Source organism: Dolichospermum sp. UHCC 0406, from assembly GCF_009712025.1.
Classification (GTDB): domain Bacteria; phylum Cyanobacteriota; class Cyanobacteriia; order Cyanobacteriales; family Nostocaceae; genus Dolichospermum; species Dolichospermum lemmermannii.
This window is the reverse complement of sequence record NZ_VILA01000001.1, coordinates 1-23,283: the sequence shown is the minus strand read 5'-3', so window position 1 is coordinate 23,283 and position 23,283 is coordinate 1. Positions and strand designations below refer to the sequence as shown.

The following is a 23,283-nucleotide window of genomic DNA, read 5'->3' as shown; positions in this document are numbered from 1 at the left end:
TGTCTAATGAATTATCTCCTTTGTTAGCGTTGTTTATATTATAACTGCTTATATTATATTCCTCTGTGTTCTCTGTGCCTCTGTGGTTCATTTAATTATTTTTTATACAAAACAAGAAAGCGGAAAAGCGGGCAAGATGCCCGCACCACAAGATAGAGAATCTTAAAGGCTGTGTTTGTTAACCTACATTAGCAACATAAGGACTCGTCAACTTATCCAACTGCTGAGTTAACAGACTGAGGAATAAACCCACATCTGTCACCACACCTACAGATTCTATTGAACCGCGATCGCTCAATTTTGTCACCACAGCCGGGTTAATGTCCACACAAACCATCTTCACACCAGCCGGAGTCATATTTCCCACCCCAATAGAATGCAGCATGGAAGACAGCATCAAAATCATGTCTGCACCTTCAATGATTTTAGAATACTCCTGTTGTGCTAAAATCAAGTTCATTTGGGTATCTGGTAACGGACCATCATCCCGAATTGAACCAGCGAGGGAAAAGGGGATGTTATTTTTCACACATTCATACATCACCCCACTTTTCACCACTCCCGCTTCCACAGCTTTAGCAATGCTACCAAAACGGCGGATAGTATTAATTACTTTTAAATGATGCCTATGTCCACCCCGGACAGCTACACCCCGCTTCATGTCCACACCCAGGGATGTTCCCAGCAGGTTTTGTTCCATATCATGAACAGCGATCGCATTTCCACCCAAAAGACCCTGTACATAGCCTTCTCGCACTAAGCGACAGAGATGTTCACCCCCACCTGTGTGAATCACCACAGGACCTGCCGTAACAACTACTTTACCGCCGCTATCCTTAATTTTACGTAATTCCCAAGCCACCTGTTCCACGACTAATTCCACCCGTCTTTCGCTGGAAACACCGGAAGACATAAAGCTGAACTCTTGGGAATTGCGTTGTTCGCGTGATTCAGCTTTGCGAACGGTGCGAATACCTAAAACATCCACAACTACTTTGTCGCCGATTTCTAAATCACGAAGAAGTTTACATTTTGCTACTATACCATTGGCAGTTGTGGAAATAGCGATCGCCCCATCCATGCGTTGATTTTGCACCTTCAGCCATTCTCCATTTACACGAATTTCAGTGGGATAAATCGTGCTGACATAGAAATCATCAGGAGCAACACCCGCTTGAATCACAGGTTCTAACTTAGAATCGCGCTCATCTTGGGGTAAATCCACCGCACCCAAATCAATCAACTGGGAGATGATTTCTTCCATCACTTCGTGAGATGGTGCAGATACCCTCACCTCAGCCGCAGATGTACTTTGACGTTGTTCTCCCAAGTTGAATTTGAGAACTTGGAAACTTCCCCCCATTTCCACAATTAAATCTAAAGCGCGGTTAATTAAACCTGCATCTAGCAAGTGTCCTTCCATGCGAATGACACGACTTTCTACAGAAGCATTAGCGTGAATTTCCTCGCCAATAGGTTCTGTTACCCGCAAAGTCAAGCATTTAGCCGCACCACCGGCTTTGAGAAATTCTGTTAAAGGCGTTTCAATGACTTGAAAACCAACTTCAGACAATCGTGATTTTAAACTCTCACTGGCTTTGTTCATAATCACGATGCTATCCACATTCACCGCATTACAAGCAAAGTTGACAGCATCAGCTTCTTCAATAGCAATCCGCTTTTCCGGTGCGACGCGCATTTCAATCACGCGGTTAGAGTAGGAATCAAACGCGCCAGGATAATACAGCAAATAACCATTTGCCAAAGGACAGAAACAAGTATCAAGATGATAAAAACGCTCATCCATCAACCGCAAAGAAATCACCTCAATGTCCAGCCATTTAGCCAGGTAGGGGTGAGAATCTAATTCTGACCGAAAACCATAACCAGCCCATAACCAACGCCCTTCTCGGTCTAGGAGTGCGTCACCAGCACCTTCAAAGGGGAGGTCTTTGGGAAGAGTGTAAACATTAAAACCATTATTTTCAAACCACTGTTGAAAATACGGTTCTTCACCTTGACGTTCTTTATGTAAAAAGCGGCTAAGAACGACGTTTTCACCAAGGACTAAACCCGCGTTAGCACTGAATACCATATCAGGCCAACCTTTCTCTGGGGCAACTAAATCAACAATGGCGTGATTTTTAATGACATTGTATAATTTATTCCATTGCTCTACGGCGCGATCGCGTGAGGACTTATGAATATTCCCTTCCATCCAAGGATTAATCACATAATCCACATCATAATGGTCGGGAGCGCACATCAAAAAACGAATTTGGGAAACCATAAAAATTTTACGAACTTCTAAAATGCTACTAGTGTCTTCTGGATACAGAGTTTTGGTGATCCAATTCTGTCAAATCTGCTACTTAACCTTTACCTTTTGCTCTTGGTAGGCTTTACAAGGATATCGTTATTATTCTATTACCACTAGGGACAATGTGAGGACAAGAAGCAAAAAAGGTTTATGAAGAGATGTCAATTGCTGGTATTTACCTTCTTGTGTATAATTATCTAATGGCATTAGTTTGATTTTTTATGGTGTCGTTTAATGACTGAGCAAAAGCATAAACATACTACAGAAACGTTTCGTTGTGGGCATTGTGGGAATAAAACTCTGATGGAAGTTATTAGTGAAGGTACGCATAGAAAATATATAGATGATGGTTCAGAGATTGAATATTATAAAAGTTGGGAAGATTATAAAATTCAAACTTTATTATGTCCTAATTGTGAAGATTTTAATATTATTAAATTTGTTGAAAATTGTGATTCCTACAAAGTAGAGATGTGTTATGAACCTAAGACAGAAACTATATATCTATATCCTCTGTTAAAAGAGTTTGCTGATATGTCTCCTAAAGCAAAAGATATTAGAGATACATTTAGAGAAGCTAGAACTTGTTTTCAAGGTGAACTGTACACATCAAGTGTAGTAATGTGTCGAAAAACAATGGAAATGCTATGTTTATATTTTAAAATTGAACAGCCAGGTAATTTGCATGGAAAGCTTGCGAAAATGCGAGATGAAGAAATTATTGATAATAAATTTTATGAATGGGCTAATGTTTTAAAGTCTTTTGGTAATGAAGCCGTACACAGTTCTGAAAAATTTTCTAAGGAAGATACTCAAGACATTCTTGATTTTACATACGCGTTAGTAGAATATTGTATTGATTTTAATGACAAATTTGAAAATTTACTTGAAAGACGAGGAAAAGTACAACCATCTCCAGATTTAGAAACAACGGCTTTAACAGAAGAAACTATTAACACTCTTGTCCAAAAACTAGCTGACAATGAAACATCAGCAGTACGGTACTATGCGGCTAGTACACTCGCTAAAAGAAATATAGAAATTGACAAAGTAATCCCAGTATTTCTGAGTCTAATCAGTAGTTCTAAATTTAGTAAAAATGCGACTAATTGTTTAAAAACTATTGGTTCAAAAGCTGTTCCAGTATTAATCAATGCTTTAGAAAATATTAGTAACCATGTTAATGTTCGTTCTGCTGCTGCCACCATATTAGGTGATATCGGAACAAATAACCCTGATGTAATAGAATCTCTTGTCAAGGCATTGAAAGATCCAAATGACGATCTTCAGTATAAAGCAGGAATAGCACTGGAAGAACTCGGTAATATTGCTATTGATGCCTTTGTAAAAATGAATCCTTCACCCCCAGACTCATAGTTTTATTTACATTATTTGACAAATACTAATCTCAATTAATTAGAATAATTGCTGGATGCTGTTTAATAATCAGTGTCTGGGCGAAATCGTTCTGACACCATAAATGGTGCTATAGTAGTGTCATGTCTACCGCACCATTGCTTCACGTTGTTATAGATACTAACGTTGTATTCGAGGGATTAACAAAACAGGGATGCACTGCCGGTTTAGTCGTTGATACATGGTTAGCTGGTTTACTTGTAGTTCATGTTTCTAATGCCTTAGCTTATGAATATGAAGATGTTTTGTCTCGTAAACTCTCAGAATCTCGTTGGTACAAACTGCAACCCGTTTTAGGGACATTGCTCAGTTATGCTCATTTCACAACAATTTACTACACATGGCGACCAAATTCACCAGATCCAGGAGATGATCTTGTGATTGACTGTGCTATGAATGCAGGTGCAATAATTGTTACATCTAATATTCGTGACTTTCAAAATGCAAAACAATCTTTAGGTTTACAAGTTATGACACCTACACAGCTAGTAATCAAATTAGCCTCTGGAGAAATTTAGTTATGAGTAGATTAACACTGAGATTACCAGAAACACTACACCAACATTTAATTAAGTTAGCTGAAACTGAAGGTGTTTCTTTGAATCAATATATAGTTTATGCTTTAACTCGCCAAGCTGTATCCACAGAGTTTATTCAAGCAACACCAGAAAAAGAAATAATTGAGCAAAAACAGAGTTTTAACACACTGTTACAAGGTTTAGGAAAAGCTTCCGAAAGTGAAATTAAATCAGTTTTAGCTGAACGTGAAGTAGTACAACCAGAAGCAGAATTAACTCATGAAATTATTACTTCTCTTCAACAAAAAATAAGTAATGCAACGAGAGTGTAAAACAAAAAATAAGTAATGGTGGGTTACACCGTTGCTAACCCACCCGACAATGAAATATTTACTGTTATGGAAACCTATTTGTTAGGTTGAGGAGTCATCCGCAAATAAGGTTTAATTTCTGCATAACCTTTAGGGAACTTAGCTTTGAGGACTTCAGGATCTTTCAAAGAAGGGACAATCACCACATCTTCACCATCTTTCCAGTCTGCGGGAGTAGCAACACTGTAATTATCAGTTAATTGCAGAGAATCAATGACGCGCAAGATTTCATCAAAGTTGCGGCCAGTGCTGGGAGGATAGGTGAAAGAAAGACGCAGTTTTTTGTTATTGTCAATGACAAACACAGAACGCACAGTGACAGTAGCCGCTGCGTTGGGGTGAATCATATCATAAAGTTCAGAAACCTTACGATCTGGATCTGCCAAAATTGGGTAATTGAGAGTGGTGCTTTGGGTTTCTTCAATGTCACCAACCCAGCCATTATGAGATTCTACATCATCAACGCTGAGAGCGATCGCTTTCACATTGCGTTTATCAAATTCTGGTTTGAGTTTGGCAACTGTGCCGAGTTCGGTGGTGCAAACTGGTGTAAAGTCAGCAGGATGAGAAAATAGTACCACCCAGCTATCACCAGCCCAGGCGTAAAAGTCAATTTCCCCATGAGTAGAGGCTTGAGTAAAGTTAGGTACTGTATCACCAAGACGAAGAGTCATGTAAGATTCCCTGTATTTTAAGAAAACATCTATATTCTACCGTGACAGTATGACACAAAAGACCGATTACCCCATCGGGCTGTCGCGGTTTGCAACAAAATTTTAAGTTTAAGCCAGGTGTTGTTCAACTTTTGCAACTAATTCATTTGTCCAATGGTGGACAAGTTCAGCATTAGCGGCCTCTACCATAACTCTAATTACGGGTTCTGTTCCCGAAGCCCGAACTAGGATTCTACCATGATCACCCATTGCTACTTCGGCAATAGCGATCGCTTGTTGGACAGGTTGACAACTTTCCCATCCTAACCGTCGTTCCCGATCTAATACTCGCACATTCCGTAAGATTTGGGGATAGGTTTGGAAACTTTGATCTACCATTTCTCCCAAAGAAAGATTAGCCTCTTTCACCACCGCTGCAATATGCAAGGCTGTTAATAAGCCATCCCCCGTCATGGCATAATGACTACACAGGATATGTCCCGATTGTTCTCCTCCCAACATTCCCCCAGTTTTCTGCATTTCCGCTTGCACATATTGATCACCAACAGCGGTACGAATTAATTTACCACCTATTTGTTCCCAAGCTCTTTCAAAGCCTAAATTAGCCATAACAGTGGAAACTATTAGATTATCTGGGAGTTGTTGTTTTTGTTGTAAATGGCGACCCCAAAGGTAAAGAATGTAATCACCATTAACGGATCTGCCCGTATTATCCACAGCTAAAACCCGATCTGCATCGCCGTCAAAAGCAAAACCCATATCGGCTTGATTGGCGACTACAGCGGCTTGGAGAATATCCAAATGTGTAGAACCGCAATTGACATTAATGCGATCGCCATCAGCTTCATTATGTAAACAAATGACCTCCGCACCCATTTCTGTAAATACCGCAGGTGCTAAACCCACCGCTGCACCCCAAGCTAAATCTAAAACAATCTTCATGCCTTGGAGAGTCAGTCCAGATGCTAAAGGTGTTTGGATAGACTGGCTATATGTTTTAATTAACTCTGTTCGTGAATAATGTCTGCCGCAATTATTTATGTTCAAATCGGGGGATAATTGACCTCGTAATCCCGCCTCAATTTCGCCTTGTAGGGCTTTAGATAACTTTCCACCCTGGGCATCAAAGATCTTAATTCCATTGTCTTCTGGGGGATTGTGGCTGGCGGAAATCATGATTCCCCCAATGGCATTGGTGATGCTGGCCAGATAGGCTACACAAGGCGTGGGGCATAATCCCAAATACCACACTTCTAAACCAGCAGCGGTTAACCCAGCACTCAAAGCCATGGCTAACATATCACTGGAGTTTCTGGAGTCTTGTCCCAGGATAATTGGTCCTAGATCAGTGGCATAATTACGGAGGACAATTCCCGCCCAAAAACCCACTTGTAAAGCCAAAGGTGCATTCAGTAAGTCTCCCACCTTGCCGCGAATGCCATCTGTACCAAATAAAGCGTTGGTTGGCAGTGGTATGGAATTGAACATCCCACTATTTTCAACTTCGGAAATGCAGCCTTGAGTTCGAGCCATTGATGAAACCATAAATTTAAAAACTCCACACAATCACACAGGAGAATAGCACTTTCTTCCATCATTCTTGACGTTAATAAAATGCCAAAGGAACTCATTGCTTAATTATTTTTAATATAAATTCTCATCAAATAGTTTTAATCTTACGTTTTAATGGGGTTTTTTCACCATTATGGACAGAAAACTTTCACAGTTAATTTTTTTACAGTTGAGAATTTTAATATGAGCAGCAATTTAGCAAGCAAATTACGCGTGGGTACAAAGAAAGCACACACAATGGCAGAAAACGTGGGTTTTGTCAAGTGTTTTTTGAAGGGAGTTGTGGAAAAAAACTCCTACCGCAAGTTGGTTGCTAACTTTTACTTCATTTACTCCGCTATGGAAGAGGAAATGGAAAAACACAAGCATCACCCAATTTTGAGCAAAATTTACTTTCCTGAACTTAACCGCAAGCATACCTTGGAGCAAGACTTAACTTACTACTATGGTTACAATTGGCGAGAGGAAATCAAATTATCTGCTGCGGGTGCGGCTTATGTAAACCGGATTCGGGAAATTTCTGCGACTGAACCAGAATTATTAATTGCTCATTCCTATACCCGTTATCTAGGTGATTTATCCGGGGGACAAATCCTCAAAAATATTGCCCAAACGGCGATGAAATTGGGTGAAGGTGAAGGAACTGCTTTTTATGAGTTTGCAGATATTACCGATGAGAAGGCATTTAAGGCTAAGTATAGAGCCAATTTAGATGCTATGCCTATTGATGATACTACAGGCGATCGCATTACTGAAGAAGCAAATGCCGCTTTTGGTGTGAACATGAAGATGTTCCAAGAGTTGGAAGGTAATTTGATTAAAGCGATTGGCATCATGGTTTACAATGCCATGACTCGGAAACGGACAAAAGGTAGCACTGAATTGGTAACTGCGGAATAATGAATTGAGAAATATTCACTTTTTTCACAATATCTAGGGGTAACAGCCTTATGATTGTTTTCTATGAAGGAAAGCAACCAGAGGGAAGTTGCCCCTAAATTTTTATCACCTACCGTGAGTGTTATTTTCCTGGTAAATTTCCCTGGTAAAATAAGTAATAAATTACTAATCCAACATTCACAACCCAAAAAGTTATCAAACAATGATTCGTTTAAAACCCTGGCAATGGATAATCTTAGTTTCACCAATTGCGGTAATTATCTCCTTCCTTCTCATTTCCGCAGGAACACAAATTCACGCTTGGGGATTAAGTTGGATTTGGGCTGTATTTACATTTGTATTTGTCGGTTGGCGGTGGTTGCTGGTACGCTGGACTAAACCGGCAATAAATCAAATTGAAGCTGTATTTGCAGAAGTTCGAGAAGAATTAGAAACTACCACAGAGAATAATTTAGTCATCGAAACAGATAGGACTAAAGCAGTAGAAACCGCATTAGAAAATATTCTCACCGCAGCCGCAAATGATTTACCTATTTGGGAAGATTGGCAAACTTTTTGGCGAAGATGTCAAGATTTAGTGGTAGCAATTTCTCATATTTATAATCCTCAAGTTAAATATCCGCTTTTAAATATTTATATTCCCCAAGTTTACGGTTTAATTCGGGGTACAGTAGATGATATGGATCAATGGATGCAAAAATTATCTCCTGTTCTCAATCAAGTTACCGTTGGCCAAGCTTATCAAACCTATGAAGTTTATCGTAAATTAGAACCATCTGCCCGTAAATTATGGAAAGTTTGGAATTGGGCGCAATGGGTATTAAATCCTCTTACTGCGGTGGCAAAAAAAGCTAGTGAAGGCAGGGGAAATCGCGCTTCTCAGGAATTATTAATAAACTTGAGTCAACTATTAAGAGAAGCAGCTTTGCGGAACTTATGTAAACAAGCTATCGCTCTCTATGCAGGAACTAAAATTGAATTACCTATCCCCACCCTACCCCAAGTTAAAACCCAAACCCTGCGGGACATTCTCACCCAAGCTGAACCCCCGGAAATCGTTGCCCAAAAACCCGTAAATATTCTCATTATTGGGCGCACAGGTGCAGGTAAAAGTAGTTTAATTAATACTCTTTTTCAAAATGAATTGGCTGCGGTTGATGTTTTACCCAGTACAGATACAATTCAAAATTATCATTGGGAAACAGAAAATGGGGAAACTCTCAACCTTTGGGATACTCCCGGTTATGAACAGGTAAAACGGGAAGATTTGCGAGATTTAGTCATTGATTATGCTATTAATGCTGATTTATTATTATTAGTTACTCCAGCACTAGATCCAGCTTTACAAATGGATGTAGATTTTCTCCAAGATGTCAAATCAGAAGTGGCAGATTTACCGATTATTACCATTGTAACTCAAGTAGATCGTTTACGTCCTATCCGTGAATGGCAACCTCCTTATGATTGGGAAAACGGAGAAAAACCAAAAGATATTTCTATTCGAGAAGCGACAAAATATCGCCAACACCTATTAGGAAATTTTGCTAATTTAGTTTTACCAGTCGTTACAAATGACCCAAAAACTAATCGCAATGATTGGAATATAGAAGCCTTATCTTCAGGATTATTAGCAGCAATAGATCCGGCTAAACAATTACGACTAACTCGCTTTTTACGGAATTTAGAAACTCGCACCACAGCAGCAGCTAATATTATTGAGCATTACACATTTCAGATGACAACTACCCAAGGAATTGCTGCATTACTAAAAAGTCCCGTTTTGCAATTTATTTCCACATTATCAACAGGTTCTCCTACTCTTGCTCATTTACTCGCAGAACAAATACCCATTGAACAATTACCCATAGTAATTGGCAAATTACAAATGGCTTATGAACTTTTTCCCCTATTAAATATAGACAATTCCAAATCCCGCAACTTTGATTTATTATCTCTATGGCCATTGTTGTTAGAAAACCCATCTACACCAGGTCGTAATGCTTGGGCTTTTGGTCATGCTTTAATAGAATATTGGACGCAAGATTTAACAATAGAACAATTGCGAACTAGATTTGATTATTATCTTCAGCAATGAGAAATTAAGGATTTTTTATGTAATTCTTTTATCCGCTTGAGTAGAAATTATCACAATAAATATTTCGGAGATATCTATGACCAGGGATAGTAATACAAAGTTGGGTTAAGAGATATTATTTGTTCAATAGTAGTTAACAAGTGACCCGAAAAATATCTTTTTTTCCTCTGCGGTTTAAGAAGTAATTTATCGAACCACAGAGGCACAGAGGACGCAGAGGAAAGAGGTTCAATTTCCAGCTATGCACCATCCTTTACTGTTGATTTTCGTTAAAATCACGATTTTTTCTTTGATGTTAGCCATAGGAAGCAATCTCTGTTTTGAAGAAATGCTTTCCCTATGGCGAAAACCTGCTTTACTATTCCGTGCGCTTTTAGCCGTTGTGGTGCTAGTTCCTCTAGTGGTTATTGTCCTGCTAAAACTGTTTAACTTACCCCCAGAAGTAATGACAGGATTAGCCTTGTTAGCGGCTTCTCCAGGTGCGCCTCTGACCACAAAACGAGCGCAAATGGCTGGATGTAGATTTTCCTACTCAGCGAGTTTTCAGCTAACCCTCGCTATACTTGCAGTCTGCGTTACTCCTATTACCTTGGAAATTTTTGTCACCCTATTTGAGAATATTTCAGAAAAAGTGACAATTTTAGAAGTTACCCGACAAGTGATCATAGTACAGTTATTGCCTGTCAGTATCGGTCTGTTGCTGCAAAAGTTTGTGCCTAAATTTGTCGAAAATATCGCTCAACCTTTAAATTTTATGGCTAATAGTCTTTTTTTCGTACTGGTTGTTTTGGCTGGTATTTTAGGGATTCCCCTATTTTTCAAAGTTTGGGGATTACCAATGGTTGTTATTACCATCATGGTAATTGCCTCCTTAGCAATAGGACACAGTTTAGGAGGTAACAATGATGATACACGACCGATTTTAGCAATTTCCTGTATTGCTCGTAATGTTGGTTTAGCCTTGTTTATCGCTATTTTGAATAACGTGGAACAAAAGGTAATTCCCACACTCATAGCTTATGTAATTTTAGGAGCATTTCTAGGTAGTTTTTACTCAATTTGGAATAAACGCAAATTAGATCAACAACCTAGCTAAATGCGGTTTTTTCCGTTACATAATGGCGGTATAAATTATGTTTCGCGCAAAGACACAAAGGAGCAAAGACGCAAAGTTTGAGATTTGATATTTTCCAATTTAATACTTTGATTTACTAAGGCTATTGTAATTAATCTCTATGTCTGGAGCGTGAAAAAAGCTAAATTATGGCATTATTTGAACAGCTAGAGAGCGGGTTATCATTTGTTGTGACTTTGCTCAAATTCTTACTAGAATTAATTTCTGTTTTTTGTATTTTATTGGGTGTATTAAAAAGCGGAAAAATAGCGATTTCTCTAAATCATCATCATAGTCAAAACCGATTTCTGCAAATCCGGCTCAACTTTGGCATTTGGCTAGTGCTGGCATTAGAATTTCAATTAGGAGCAGATATTCTGTCTACAACCTACCATTCAACATTTGAGTCTCTAGGAAAACTAGGAATTGTTGCCTTAATTAGAACTTTCCTCAATTATTTTCTGAATCAAGAACTCAATAAACAACAATAAAAGTAATTATTCAGAGGTAATTTACAGGCACATCCTAACACAATGAATCAGCCACTTATCAAATCAGAAACACCTGAACAATTGTCTAACAATGATTTAGCGGAAGATCGGACAGAACTAGCTAAATACCGCAGTCGAGCAGCAGCAGATCGCACATTAATGGCGTGGATACGCACCTGTCTTTCCTTAATTGGTTTTGGATTTGGTATTCCCACCATTGTTAGAGCAATTGAAAATACTCGTCTGAGTAATCATCTTAACCCAGTCAGATTTTCGGTAATTGTGGGACTGTCTTTTATTGTGACGGGAATGTTGGGAATGGTTTTAGGGTTGAGAGAACACCGTCAGTTACTTAAACAAATTCAAAATAATCGCTATACCTACGAAACTTCTCACAGTGCGGAAATTATCGGAGTGGCTTTACTTGTAATTGGCTTAGTTAGTTTTATTGGTGTGGTAATTCGGGCAATGAATTTTTGACTTTTGATTTCACGGTGGTACTACTTCCCCTTCTATTTTCTCTCCTTATTACGATATAAGGATGAGAATTTTTCAGGCTGATATTTTGTCATTAGTACCATCGTTTGGCCAAAATGTGTTGGCTATTTTCTGCCATTGAGTTTAGGAATAGGATAACCCCGCTAGAGAATTGTTAGACATTGCCAAAAAATTTGTGTTATATTTAACTTACTCCTTTTTTCCCACCCTAGTTTCATTCACGCTCGACGCTCGAATTCTTTGCGTGTGCTTCCACACCAAAAAGGTAAAACAAAGGTAAAACAGATGTAAAAAGGGTGGGGAGTTTGCAATGTAAGGATTGCAAAAGGATTTTAAGGAAGCAGCAGCAATGGTCAATTCGTAGCATTCACAACCTAACTTTAAGGCTGCGCCTTGAAGAAACACTCAATCACTGTATTGTAAGTACATACAGTTTTTTAGTGCTGGTCACGATTTACCAATTTTTATGGTGGTAATTTGTGATTGAGTTGTAATGCGCGAAAAACCAGAGTTGCAAATCTACAAAATTCGCTTCTCAATTTTTCTTTTGCAGTTAACTCTCTTCAAGGGCAGTCTCCAGTAAAATTAAGGAGAATGCTTCCGATGAAAATCCCAAATAGCGATCGCGCAGTAATCGAACCATCCAAGCTGACTGAGTATTTACTGAATACTGAACATAAACGTGGTGGGACAAAAGCGAAATTACTACTCCAATTTGGCTATTCTCCCGATAACTGGCAGCAGCTAGAATCAGATATCCGTAAGTTTCATCTAACTGTAGATGTTAATCTAATTAAAGAAACTGCTTATGGTACAAGATATGAAGTGAGCGCAAATCTGCTTACCCCTATTAACAGGCCACTCCTTGTTAAGACAGTCTGGCAAATAGATACAGGTACAGACTTTCCGCGATTGATCACTTTATTTCCTGATTAGCAAGCAATATTGGAGGCTGCAATGAATTTCACTCTTTACTCAGATGTAATCTTATTGCGTGATCTTGCCGAAGACAATGTATATGCTGGAGATATTGGCACAGTAGTTGAACAACATGATGTTCCCGGAATAGAAACAGGCTACAGCGTTGAGTTTTTCGATATGCTTGGCAATACTGTGGCGATTGTCACATTGCCAATGAGTTGTTTTCGCTTGCCAACTTGTGCCGATAGACCCGCAGTCAGATTAATGGCTAATATTGCCTAGTTTACACGCCTCTAAAACGACAATTCCTTCTAACGTTAATTCCCAGCGATCGCGTGGTGAATCTTGCTCTACAGAACGGTTGACTAATCCCCGATGGGCAAGATTTTTTAAAACTTCCATCATGTCAGGTTCTCTCGGAACATCTTGACGGGAAAGCGCATTCGCTAATTCATACCAACTCCATTGACCTTTTCCTTTCTCAACTAATTTTAGTAAAATAAATTCTAGCTGAGTTAATTGAGTCGTGTTTTTCATAACTAAATAGCCCTTTTTGCCAAAAACCCTCTCTATTTCTTCTCTCTCTGTGTTCTCTGTGCCTCTGTGGTTCGTTTATTCATTCATTTATTGGGATAGGATAATTTATTTACTGGAAGTCCCTTAATTAGTTTTCTTGGTATGGTAATTCAGTCCATAAATTTATCAATTAACCCCTCCTAAAGAGGATATAGAATTTCGGGGCTTTTGTTAAAAATTAAATATTCTCAAGAGGTCAGATTTATGTCTCTGCGTGAATACAAACCCGGAACTACCTTCCCTGGAGTCATCGGTCGGACAGTTGATAAATCCAGTCCAGCTTGGCCAGAACCATTGCGGGCAAAAGAAAATACACCAAACGTCCTATTTATCGTCTTTGATGATACAGGTTTTGGACAATTTGGAAGTTACGGAAGTCCCATCAAAACACCCAACCTAGACACACTAGCCGCCAATGGTTTACGCTACAACAACTTACACACAACGGCACTGTGTTCTCCCACCCGTTCTTGCCTTCTGACTGGGCGCAATCACCATTCTAACGCCATGTCCTGCATTACAGAAGGTTCTACAGGTTATCCCGGAGGTAATGGGAATATTCCCTTTGAAAATGGGTTTCTCTCAGAGATATTACTCCAGAAGGGTTATAACACCTATGCGTTAGGAAAATGGCATTTAACCCCCTCAGACCAACTTTCAGCCGCAGGCCCCTATGATCGCTGGCCTCTCGGTCGTGGATTTGAGCGTTTTTATGGCTTTTTGGGCGGAGAAACCCACCAGTATTATCCAGACTTGGTTTATGATAACCACACCGTTAAGCCAGAAAAGACCCCCGCAGAAGGCTACCATTTAACAGAAGATTTAGCAGACAAAGCCATTAGCTTTATCGCTGATGCCAAGCAGGTTGCCCCAAATAAGCCTTTTTTCATGTATTTTTGTCCAGGGGCAATGCACGCCCCCCATCATGTCCCCAAAGAATGGGCTGATGCCTATGCTGGACAATTTGATGATGGTTGGGAAGCTTACAGAAAAAAGGTTTTTGCCCGTCAGCAAGAAATGGGGATTGTTCCCGCAGATGCCGAACTTTCTCGTCATGATCCCGATGTCCCGCACTGGGATACTCTCTCAGCCGCAGAAAAACGGCTTTATGCCCGGATGATGGAAGTATATGCTGGTTTTTTAACCCATACTGACTATCATATCGGTCGTTTACTCGATTTTCTTAAATCTATCGGTGAGTTCGAGAATACCGTCATTATGGTGATTTCAGACAATGGTGCAAGTTCCGAAGGGGGACCAACCGGTTCAGTAAATGAAAACCTCTTTTTTAACAATGTGCCAGAATCCCTAGAGGAAAATCTCAAAGCATTGGATAAATTAGGCAGTGCCGAAACTTTTAACCATTATGCTTGGGGCTGGACTTGGGCAGGGAATACACCTTTCCGGCGGTGGAAACGGGAAACCTATCGAGGGGGAATCAGCGACCCTTTAATTGTGCATTGGAGTCAGGGTATTGAGGCTAAAGGGGAAATTCGGACTCAGTACGCTCATGCTATTGACCTTGTACCGACGGTGCTAGAATTACTGGAAATTGCACCACCGACAACGATTAAGGGTGTGACTCAATCTCCCATTGAAGGTGTCAGTTTTGCCCATACTTTTAATCATAGTACCGCACCTACTAAGCATATTACCCAGTATTTCGAGATGATGGGACATCGTTCTCTTTACTATGATGGTTGGCGGGCGGTTTGTCCTTGGCCGGGGCCTTCATTTACAGAAGCAGGGCAATTTTTTGGGGAGGCAATTTCGGCGGAAACTCTGACGGATTTGGATACCCACCATTGGGAACTGTATCATGTCGCCTCAGATTTTGCGGAAAATCACAATATTGCGGCTGATAATCGTCCTAAGTTGATTGAGATGATTGCCACTTGGTATATTGAGGCTGGCAAGTATAATGTGTTGCCTGTGGATGGACGTGGCGTGCAACGATTCGCGGAAGAGCGCCCGCAAATTGCTGTCAATCGTAGCCGCTATGTTTACTATCCTGATACTCAAGCGATTCCCGCCGGTAGTGCGGTGAGGGTGTTAAATCGTCCCCACAGTATTACTGCTGATGTGGAGATTCCCACAGGTGGCGCGGAAGGGATATTACTGGCTCATGGGGGTAATGATAGTGGCTATTCTTTCTATGTCCAAAGTGGTAAACTGCACTGGGTTCATAATTATGTCGGGCGATCGCTCTATCATGTAGAATCTGGGTCATCTGTGCCGGTAGGTCGTCATCAGTTGCGCTTTGAGTTTAAAGTCACGGGACAACCAGATTTAGCCAAGGGGAAAGGAACGCCAGGACGCGGCCAATTGTATATTGATGAGAAATTGGTCGGGCAGATTGATGTGCCTGTAACTACTCCTTTAGCATTAGGTCTAACCAGTGGTGTCACCTGTGGAATTGCCCCTGGTGCGCCTGTTACACCGGATTATGAACCGCCTTTTAAGTTTACGGGTAAGATTTATAGTGTGATGGTGGATGTTAGTGGTGATTTGATTCAAGATCGGGAAGCTGAAATGCGGACTATTATGGCGCGACAGTAGGGATTAAATACTTTGCAGGGTGGGTTATCTCACCCTGCATTAATCAAATTATTCATATTTATCTAAAATACTAAATATTGTTTCGCGCAAAGTCGCTAAGGAGCAAAGGCGCAAAGAAGAAAAGAAGGTTTTAGTCAATATCTCCTAAGTTACGAAACTTTGGTTTTATTTTCGGTTTTAATGATATTGAATTTTTAGCGATTACAAGGTATTCCGGTACAGCAACATTTACAATAGATTTAGAGACGTTTGGTGAAAATGTCTTTACAAAAACCCATGCAAACGACTAAGTATGACTTATATATCAGAAAATATGGAAATTAAGGCTTTCCCTATTCGCATAGAAAATGAGGGAAAAATTACTATTCCAGAAGATTTAAAGGTGCATCTTAGCTTAGTTACAGGTGATACGTTGACATTATTACAAATTGGTGATGTTGTTTTACTTACTCCCAAACAACCGCAAGTTCCACAAATTGCCGACAAAATTACAGCAATGATAGAAGATGCAGGTTTAGAACTAGGTGATTTACTCCAGGGTTTGGCAGCGGAAAGAGCAGCAATTTGGCAAGAGAAAGATAATGCTTATTGAGAACGTAAACTATGAGCGATCGCTTGCCCATTATAATCATCGTTTTATCTATTGTAATCACAGGCAAGATAGCTTGTAAGACACAACGAAAAAATCTGGCTCTCCCAGATTGGTTATGGTTATTTAATAATAAAAAAATCTTAAAATCTTTACCAGGTAAAGATTTTATTAATCCAAAAATACAGATTTAATAAAAATATGGTTTTATTATATTAAAACCTTTTGTATCTAAGGATTTCAGATGAAATTAAGTATTAATTTTACATAGCCAGTCTAGGAGAGCCAAAAATATTTGTGTTAGGCAGTATCAGAAAAATTATCGCTTCCATCTTCTAATATCCAGTAATCAAACACAAGAATATCTTCTGGATGTCCTCGTGTATCATCCTGAATTTTCAGAATTTTTATTGCCGCATAGCGACCTGCATGGTTTTCTAGGATAATAAACTCACCAATTTGAGGGCTGCGAACTCTGGAACTAAAATTCAGTAAACTAGCATCCCTAATATCTTGTAGTTGAATGTTTTTTGGAGATAAAGCAACTTCCACATTAGTAGAGTCCCGATAGCAATGGATAGTTGTGTCACTTCCCTTACTCCAGTGTGTTAGAAATTCAAAATTACCTTCACCTAATCGGTAAAATCCATCGTGATTGGAATAGTTAAAGCTTGCTTTACCTTGTAATGATTTGCTGTGTGGGTAGCTTGATGGACTGCGTTGTAAGTTTACTACAAGCTCTTGTGATTTTCGCTGCACAACAGCATACCAATCATCTCTGCGACGTTTCAATTCTGAAGGATGGTATGGAGTAGCACCAAATGGATGTTTAATATTGAAAGCCATTACCTCAGCATGGCAATCAGGGCAGATAGGAATACAATTATCAAAGGAATTTGGTCCGTTGTCCGCTTCCTGAATAATATGATGACATTGTATCCTGGTGTGTTTTCTTTGATGGCAAAGACAACATTGTCGTTGACACGCGATTAATGCGTCTAGTCGAATTTTTAATGGAAAGGGCATTGAAAGTTAGGAATTAAAGTAATACTCAAAAGGGTATGAATTCAGTTAAAGGATGATCCAATCACAACCGCATTTTATCCATTCTGAAGAATCTCATCTAAAATTTCTTGAGTTAATCCTCTATCTTTAGCTTGTTCTTGCATTTCTTGAATAATGTCATCTAGGGATTTATCTTGAATAATTGATTTGAGAAAATCGTTAACAATACTCCGAATTTTTTGCTGTTTTTGCGGTTCTGCTTTTTGATAAGCTTTGGCAACTTCAGTATCAACTTGAATTGCAATTGTTTCCATATTTTGATAGGAAAAATAAATTACATTTGTTTAATTATAGCATTCAATATCTAAAGTACGATAACCTAAGCTATAAGATATGTGATTTCTAGGTTGCGCTTCGCTATCGTACTTTATTCAAACAGATTAAGCTGTTGTACATGATCATAATTTTTATCTCCTTCATCACATCCCAGCTTAGATAATTTTTTAGCAACTTCTCTATACTCAGGGGAAACGCATCTAATTTTTTTGACAAAATGTCACTTATATGTATTTCACAACTTCGATAGAGACGTTTCATGAAACGTCTCTACATTATTATTTAGGAAATTCTCAATTCCCTGCTTTCATCTTTCCATAAGCATAACGAACAAAACTGCCTTCATTGAGATTGTTCCACGCATACATCCGATCTCTAAAGGGTTTCCACTGTTCATAAACGGCTTTAAAATCAGCGTCTTTAGCTGCAAACTCATCATATAAAGCAAAAGAGGCTTTTTCCGCAGCTTCCAAAATTTCCTGACTATAAGCACGTAGTTGAGTACCCGTTTTTAATAGTTTCTCTAAGGACTCATTATTGCGGACATCATAACGAGCTAACATTGTTGTATTCGACTGAAATGCAGCAGTTTCTAATGCTGCTTGGTATTGCGGTGGTAGCTTTTTCCATTCGTCTAAATTCACTTGTACTTCTAAAGTTGGACCTGGTTCCCACCAACCTGGATAATAGTAAAATTTAGCGACTTTATTTAAACCCAGTTTTTCATCATCATAGGGGCCTACCCATTCTGCCGCATCAATAGCCCCTGTTTGTAAAGCTTGAAAGATTTCCCCCCCTGGAAGAGTCTGCACAGTTACGCCTAATTTAGCCATAACTTGCCCTCCTAAACCGGGAATTCGCATTTTTAGGCCTTTGAGATCATTGAGGGTTTTCACTTCGTTGCGAAACCATCCCCCCATTTGTGTCCCCGTATTTCCCGCAGGAAATTGAATCACATTAAATTTACTGGCATAGATTTCTCGCAGTTTGGTTAAACCTCCGCCTTCATATAACCAAGCGTTTTGTTGTTGGGCATTGAGTCCAAATGGTACTGATGTACCAAAAGCGAGGGCAGGACTTTTACCAATATAGTAATAAGCGGCAGTATGTCCAGCTTGTACAGCACCTTGGGAAACCACATTCAGAACTTCTAAACCGGGGGCTATTTCTCCAGCCGCACGGGGTTCGATAATAAATTTACCGTTAGTGAGAACTTTGACACGTTCTGCTAATACCTGCGCTCCACCAAATATAGTTTCTAAGGACAATGGCCAACTTGTCGCCATTTGCCATTTTATTGTCGGTAGATTACTGGTGTCGGTTTGAGCGGTTGCTGTTTTATTTTGAGCTTTTTGACAACCACCAATAATTGCTACTCCTGTGGCAGCGATCGCACTTTGAGATAATCTGTTAACAATAGCTCGGCGTTTCATAAAAGTTACTATTATTGACTAACTGGAGGATTTCACTACAATATCATGTTTGATTTGATTGTGTTAATACACTGAAAACTTATTATTTCTTATAATTTTGCCAATTGCTGATCATTTCAGATTAGTATAAAAATATTAAGTAATTTCTAACTAAATTTAACGGCTATGTTAGAAACTGTTTTAGCTGAACCTAGCATTAAACTGCCACCCACCCAGGCAGAACTTCCTTGTGATGATGGTATCCCCATGGAGACACAAAGACATAAATTCCAAATGGATATTTTAATTGATACCATTCAGCCTTGGTTAGAGCAAAGGACTGATGGATACGTAGGTGGCAATATGTTTGTCTACTACAGTTTAGCACAATTGAAAAATCAAGATTTTCGAGGTCCAGATTTCTTTGCTGTTTTGGGTGTACCGAAAACAGAACGATTGTCTTGGGTAGTTTGGGAAGAAGGAAAACCCCCAGATGTAGTAATTGAATTACTTTCAGAAAGCACATCTAATAATGATAAAAATCAGAAAAAATTGATTTATCAAAATCAAATGCGCGTTTCTGAATATTTTTGGTATGACCCGTTTAACCCAGATGATTTTGCAGGTTTTGATCTTAACAGTGGTGCATATCAACAGATTGCTCTAAATGATAAAAACCAACTGATAAGTAAAGTTTTAGATTTAGCTTTGGTACGTTGGGAAGGTAATTATAGAGGCGTTGATGCCACTTGGTTACGCTGGGCAACTTTGGACGGTGAATTATTTCCCACTTCTCAAGAAATGGTAGGAATTGCACAACAAAGGGCAGAACAAGCTGAATTGCAATTAAGGGCAGTTGCCATTAATTTGTTACAGAATGGAATGTCTATAGAACAAGTGGCACAATTGACAAATTTAGATATTTTGGAGGTGGAACAATTGATGAATTAATAGTAAAAATTCACTAAAGTTTTTCTCGTTCCCATACAGAGTATGGGAACGAATTCCAGAAGGCTCTGCCTTCAATAACAGCAAAGGCAGAGCCTCCGTTAAGTCATTCCCAGTCAGAGACTGGAAACGAGGTAAAAGTCATTTTTAGATGACTAAACACTGGGAAAATTTCTGAGTCTGTTTTAACAGACTTGAGCTATTAGACAGGGAATTTATTCCCTGGCTGACTGGCTGACTGTATTCTCAAGTCTTACCTTTAATTTATTATGTTCTATGCGTGACTCAAGCAGATTTTCTTTAATTCGTAAACTCTTAAAATTTTCGCAGTTTATTGACAATGGTGCTGATAAATTGGGATGGTTATCGAATTGGCTAGTTTTACTAACAATTGGAGTTGGTTTTTTTAATGTTGTCGCCCGTTATATGGGTCGCTTCATTGGCGTACAATTGTCTTCTAATGCCTTATTAGAACTGCAATGGTATTTATTCTCTCTCACATTCTTATTCGGCTTTGTTTATATTTTACGTCATGGGGAAAATGTCCGCGTTGATTTTCTCTATACTAATATGAGTGAAAAAAAACGCGCCTTAGTTGATTTTGTGGGAACAGTTTTATTTTTAATTCCCTTTTGTCTACTTGGTATTTGGGTAACAATCAATCCGGTTTTACAATCTTGGGGCAGATTAAGTGACGGTAGTTGGGGAACTTGGGAAATATCTTCTGACGCTAATGGTTTACCCCGCGCCCCAATCAAAACTATGGTTCCTATAGCCTTATTACTGCTGCTTTTGCAAAGTATTTCTCAAGCAATTAAGTATTTAGCAGTATTATTAGGCTATCAACAAGTAGCGGAACAAATTCGTTTAGAAACTTCAGAAAATATCAATATTGAATAGGAGAAAATATGGGTTTTGAATGGTTAGCAATTTTAATGTTTGTCGGCTTTTTCTTTATTCTTATGAGTGGCTTTCCTGTCGCTTTTTCCTTTGCCGGCACAGCCATTGTTTTTGGACTTATTGGTACAGCAGTTGGGGCTTTTAATCCGGCGCGTCTCCTCCTATTACCTAATAGTTGGTTTGGCACAATGTCCAACTTTACCTTACTTGCTATTCCCTTCTTTGTCTTTCTGGGTGCAGTTCTAGAAAAGTCAGGATTAGCAGAAGAATTATTAGAAACTATCGGCATTATTTTAAGTCGTGTCCGGGGAGGATTAGCTTTAGCAGTTGTTTTAGTGGGAACTGTTTTAGCAGCCACAACTGGAGTCGTAGCCGCCACAGTAATTGTCATGGGAATGTTATCATTACCGTTAATGTTACGCTATGGCTATGATAAAAAATTAGCTTCAGGAGTTATTATTGCTTCTGGTACTTTAGCCCAGTTAATTCCTCCCAGTTTAGTTTTAGTGATTCTCAGTGATCAAATTGGTGTTTCTGTGGGAGATTTATTTTTAGGGGCATTAATTCCCGGATTAATGTTATCTGGTGCTTATATTCTCTATATTTTAGGACTAGCTTTTTTTCAACCGGAAAAAGTCCCAATGATTCCTGATGATGTGGTAATTCCTCAAGGGACTCAATTAATTAAACAAGTTTTCAAAGCTGTTGTTCCGCCGATTATTTTAATTTTTGCAGTGTTAGGAAGTATATTCTTTGGTGTAGCCACTCCCACAGAAGCGGGGGCTGTAGGTGCTGTTGGGGCTTCTATTCTCGCCGCTTTTAATAAACGTCTCACACCACAATTAATTCGTGATGCTGCTCATTCTACCGCAGTAATTACAGCTTTAGTTGTGATGATTTTATTCTGTTCTTCGATGTTTAGTTTGGTGTTTGATGCTTTGGGTGGCAAAACTCTGATTACTAATTTATTAGTAGGTTTACCTGGAGGATATTGGGGGTTTTTAATTGTTAGTAATATCGTGATTTTTATTTTGGGAGCTTTTTTAGAATTTATTGAAATTTGCTTTATTGCTATGCCTTTATTAGTACCAGCAGCCCAAGCTTTAAATATTGATATGGTGTGGTTTGGTGTGGTTATGGCAGTGAATTTACAAACCGCATTTATTTCTCCACCTGTGGGATTTTCTTTGTTTTATTTACAAAGTGTTGCCCCTAAAGAAGTGAGTACATTGGATATTCATAAAAGTGCGATTCCTTTTATGGTTTTACAGTTTATTGTCTTGTTAATTGTAATTATTTTCCCGCAAACAGTTCGCTGGTTAATTGATATTTCAGCAACGACTGGGGTTTAAGGCATTTTTGGGCGGTTGGAAACCGCGTCTACACGGGCAAAATCTGCCTACGCAGGTTAAAAGATTTCTTTCTTATCATAAGCTGTTACGCAGCTAAATTTGATAACCATAATTTACTTGAACTTTGTGGTGCGGGCATCTTGCCCGCTAGAATTATACAAACTAGGCGGTTAGAAACCGCGTCTACACAGACAAAACCCACCTTCGTGGGTTAAATTCCTCTTGGAAGGACTTTGTTTGTATAGCCGCTATATAATCAATCTTTTAGGCTAAAAAATGGGTTTCTAACTTAAACCTAAAAAACCAGCAATTAACGGTAATAACTTACCACATTCTTCAACTAATTTGGCCGCCGTTGGTAAATTAGCAATTGTTCCTTTTAACATTGTGATTGCTGTATCTGCTAAATCCTGTTTTTCTTGAGGATTTTGGGCGGCTTCTGCCAAAGATTTAACTTGTTTTAAGGCCTTTTCTTTGTCTTTTGCTGTTAAATCAGTATCGGTTTCAATTGCTGTTTTTAATTGTGTCAATAATTCTTTAATTCCTGGTTTATCGGGTTCGGGTGCTGTTGCTAATTCATTAATAGTATTTATGACTGTACCACTGATTTCACCTAAATTCAAAGCTTGTCCACTGGCGTTAAAATCTCCACCAATATTACCAATTTCAATTTTACGGCTAGAATCCTTAGTCATATTTTCATTCTCCACTTTATT

Annotated in this window: 23 protein-coding genes and 1 pseudogene; 16 read left to right on the top strand and 8 right to left on the bottom strand. The window is 39.0% G+C overall.

The genetic code is table 11. The annotated features are described in order from the left end of the window. Window positions 1-178: 178 nt before the first annotated feature. Window positions 179-2,290: a TIGR00300 family protein gene (locus tag FJR09_RS00115; RefSeq protein WP_168653346.1), complete on the bottom strand. Its 2,112-nt coding sequence runs from the start codon at window positions 2,288-2,290 to the stop codon at window positions 179-181. A gap of 333 nt (window positions 2,291-2,623) precedes the next feature. On the opposite strand from FJR09_RS00115, the gene FJR09_RS00110 reads away from it, so the two are divergent. From FJR09_RS00110 to FJR09_RS00100, 3 genes are all read left to right on the top strand, one after another. Then, entirely contained in the window at window positions 2,624-3,697 is a 1,074-nt protein-coding gene (locus FJR09_RS00110; protein ID WP_168653987.1) for a HEAT repeat domain-containing protein, read from the top strand. 122 nt (window positions 3,698-3,819) lie between these two features. Further along, complete coding sequence (locus tag FJR09_RS00105; protein ID WP_168653348.1) at window positions 3,820-4,254, top strand: putative toxin-antitoxin system toxin component, PIN family; 435 nt, start codon at window positions 3,820-3,822, stop codon at window positions 4,252-4,254. Between the two features lie 2 nt (window positions 4,255-4,256). Next, window positions 4,257-4,586 (top strand): toxin-antitoxin system HicB family antitoxin, encoded by a 330-nt coding sequence (locus FJR09_RS00100; protein ID WP_168653349.1) that lies wholly within the window; start codon window positions 4,257-4,259, stop codon window positions 4,584-4,586. Between the two features lie 74 nt (window positions 4,587-4,660). Here the strand turns inward: FJR09_RS00100 and FJR09_RS00095 are convergent, their stop codons facing one another. After that, window positions 4,661-5,299 carry a peroxiredoxin gene (locus FJR09_RS00095; protein ID WP_015080038.1) on the bottom strand — a complete coding sequence of 213 codons (639 nt, stop codon included), beginning with the start codon at window positions 5,297-5,299 and terminating at the stop codon, window positions 4,661-4,663. A 108-nt stretch (window positions 5,300-5,407) separates the two neighbouring features. Next, on the bottom strand, window positions 5,408-6,844 hold the full coding sequence (gene glmM, locus FJR09_RS00090) for a phosphoglucosamine mutase (RefSeq protein WP_015080037.1): 1,437 nt from the start codon (window positions 6,842-6,844) through the stop codon (window positions 5,408-5,410). Window positions 6,845-7,054: 210 nt separating this feature from the next. Between glmM and FJR09_RS00085 the strand changes: the two genes are divergently transcribed. The 7 genes from FJR09_RS00085 to FJR09_RS00055 all read left to right on the top strand — a co-directional run bounded on the left by FJR09_RS00085 (window position 7,055) and on the right by FJR09_RS00055 (window position 13,172). Continuing rightward, window positions 7,055-7,771, top strand: coding sequence for a heme oxygenase (biliverdin-producing) (locus FJR09_RS00085; RefSeq protein ID WP_168653350.1), 717 nt, complete (start codon window positions 7,055-7,057; stop codon window positions 7,769-7,771). Window positions 7,772-7,973: 202 nt separating this feature from the next. Then, complete coding sequence (locus tag FJR09_RS00080) at window positions 7,974-9,866, top strand: GTPase family protein (RefSeq protein WP_168653351.1); 1,893 nt, start codon at window positions 7,974-7,976, stop codon at window positions 9,864-9,866. Window positions 9,867-10,107: 241 nt separating this feature from the next. Beyond that, window positions 10,108-10,962: a bile acid:sodium symporter family protein gene (locus tag FJR09_RS00075; protein WP_168653352.1), complete on the top strand. Its 855-nt coding sequence runs from the start codon at window positions 10,108-10,110 to the stop codon at window positions 10,960-10,962. A gap of 167 nt (window positions 10,963-11,129) precedes the next feature. After that, entirely contained in the window at window positions 11,130-11,471 is a 342-nt protein-coding gene (locus FJR09_RS00070) for a DUF1622 domain-containing protein (RefSeq protein WP_015080033.1), read from the top strand. Between the two features lie 42 nt (window positions 11,472-11,513). After that, window positions 11,514-11,951 (top strand): YidH family protein, encoded by a 438-nt coding sequence (locus tag FJR09_RS00065; RefSeq protein WP_168653353.1) that lies wholly within the window; start codon window positions 11,514-11,516, stop codon window positions 11,949-11,951. Window positions 11,952-12,572: 621 nt separating this feature from the next. Next, entirely contained in the window at window positions 12,573-12,905 is a 333-nt protein-coding gene (locus tag FJR09_RS00060; protein WP_168652126.1) for a DUF6883 domain-containing protein, read from the top strand. Between the two features lie 21 nt (window positions 12,906-12,926). Continuing rightward, window positions 12,927-13,172, top strand: a complete 246-nt coding sequence (locus FJR09_RS00055) for a DUF4926 domain-containing protein (RefSeq protein WP_015080031.1) — start codon at window positions 12,927-12,929, stop codon at window positions 13,170-13,172. Here FJR09_RS00055 and FJR09_RS00050 read toward each other — a convergent pair. Beyond that, entirely contained in the window at window positions 13,152-13,427 is a 276-nt protein-coding gene (locus FJR09_RS00050; RefSeq protein WP_015080030.1) for a hypothetical protein, read from the bottom strand. The two genes, FJR09_RS00055 and FJR09_RS00050, sit on opposite strands and share 21 nt — an antisense overlap. Window positions 13,428-13,670: 243 nt before the next feature. Here FJR09_RS00050 and FJR09_RS00045 point away from each other — a divergent pair, with 243 nt between their 5' ends. The 3 genes from FJR09_RS00045 (at window position 13,671) to FJR09_RS24500 (ending at window position 16,808) form a co-directional block, all read left to right on the top strand. Next, window positions 13,671-16,025 (top strand): arylsulfatase, encoded by a 2,355-nt coding sequence (locus FJR09_RS00045; protein ID WP_168652125.1) that lies wholly within the window; start codon window positions 13,671-13,673, stop codon window positions 16,023-16,025. Between the two features lie 292 nt (window positions 16,026-16,317). Beyond that, window positions 16,318-16,617, top strand: coding sequence for an AbrB/MazE/SpoVT family DNA-binding domain-containing protein (locus tag FJR09_RS00040; protein ID WP_168653354.1), 300 nt, complete (start codon window positions 16,318-16,320; stop codon window positions 16,615-16,617). Between the two features lie 11 nt (window positions 16,618-16,628). Then, complete coding sequence (locus FJR09_RS24500; RefSeq protein ID WP_217361104.1) at window positions 16,629-16,808, top strand: hypothetical protein; 180 nt, start codon at window positions 16,629-16,631, stop codon at window positions 16,806-16,808. A 106-nt stretch (window positions 16,809-16,914) separates the two neighbouring features. Here FJR09_RS24500 and FJR09_RS00035 read toward each other — a convergent pair whose 3' ends face one another. The 3 genes from FJR09_RS00035 to dctP all read right to left on the bottom strand — a co-directional run bounded on the left by FJR09_RS00035 (window position 16,915) and on the right by dctP (window position 19,388). Further along, window positions 16,915-17,640: an HNH endonuclease signature motif containing protein gene (locus tag FJR09_RS00035; RefSeq protein WP_168653355.1), complete on the bottom strand. Its 726-nt coding sequence runs from the start codon at window positions 17,638-17,640 to the stop codon at window positions 16,915-16,917. A 74-nt stretch (window positions 17,641-17,714) separates the two neighbouring features. Then, window positions 17,715-17,933: a hypothetical protein gene (locus tag FJR09_RS00030; RefSeq protein ID WP_168653356.1), complete on the bottom strand. Its 219-nt coding sequence runs from the start codon at window positions 17,931-17,933 to the stop codon at window positions 17,715-17,717. Between the two features lie 315 nt (window positions 17,934-18,248). Beyond that, window positions 18,249-19,388 (bottom strand): TRAP transporter substrate-binding protein DctP, encoded by a 1,140-nt coding sequence (gene dctP, locus FJR09_RS00025; RefSeq protein ID WP_015080022.1) that lies wholly within the window; start codon window positions 19,386-19,388, stop codon window positions 18,249-18,251. 165 nt (window positions 19,389-19,553) lie between these two features. On the opposite strand from dctP, the gene FJR09_RS00020 reads away from it, so the two are divergent. From FJR09_RS00020 to FJR09_RS00010, 3 genes are all read left to right on the top strand, one after another. Then, window positions 19,554-20,318: a Uma2 family endonuclease gene (locus FJR09_RS00020; RefSeq protein WP_015080021.1), complete on the top strand. Its 765-nt coding sequence runs from the start codon at window positions 19,554-19,556 to the stop codon at window positions 20,316-20,318. Window positions 20,319-20,591: 273 nt separating this feature from the next. After that, entirely contained in the window at window positions 20,592-21,215 is a 624-nt protein-coding gene (locus FJR09_RS00015; RefSeq protein WP_051155174.1) for a TRAP transporter small permease subunit, read from the top strand. An 8-nt stretch (window positions 21,216-21,223) separates the two neighbouring features. Then, window positions 21,224-22,567: a TRAP transporter large permease subunit gene (locus FJR09_RS00010; protein ID WP_015080019.1), complete on the top strand. Its 1,344-nt coding sequence runs from the start codon at window positions 21,224-21,226 to the stop codon at window positions 22,565-22,567. A 284-nt stretch (window positions 22,568-22,851) separates the two neighbouring features. Here the strand turns inward: FJR09_RS00010 and FJR09_RS00005 are convergent. Beyond that, window positions 22,852-23,283 (bottom strand): annotated as a pseudogene (locus tag FJR09_RS00005) (hypothetical protein); the annotation flags it as partial.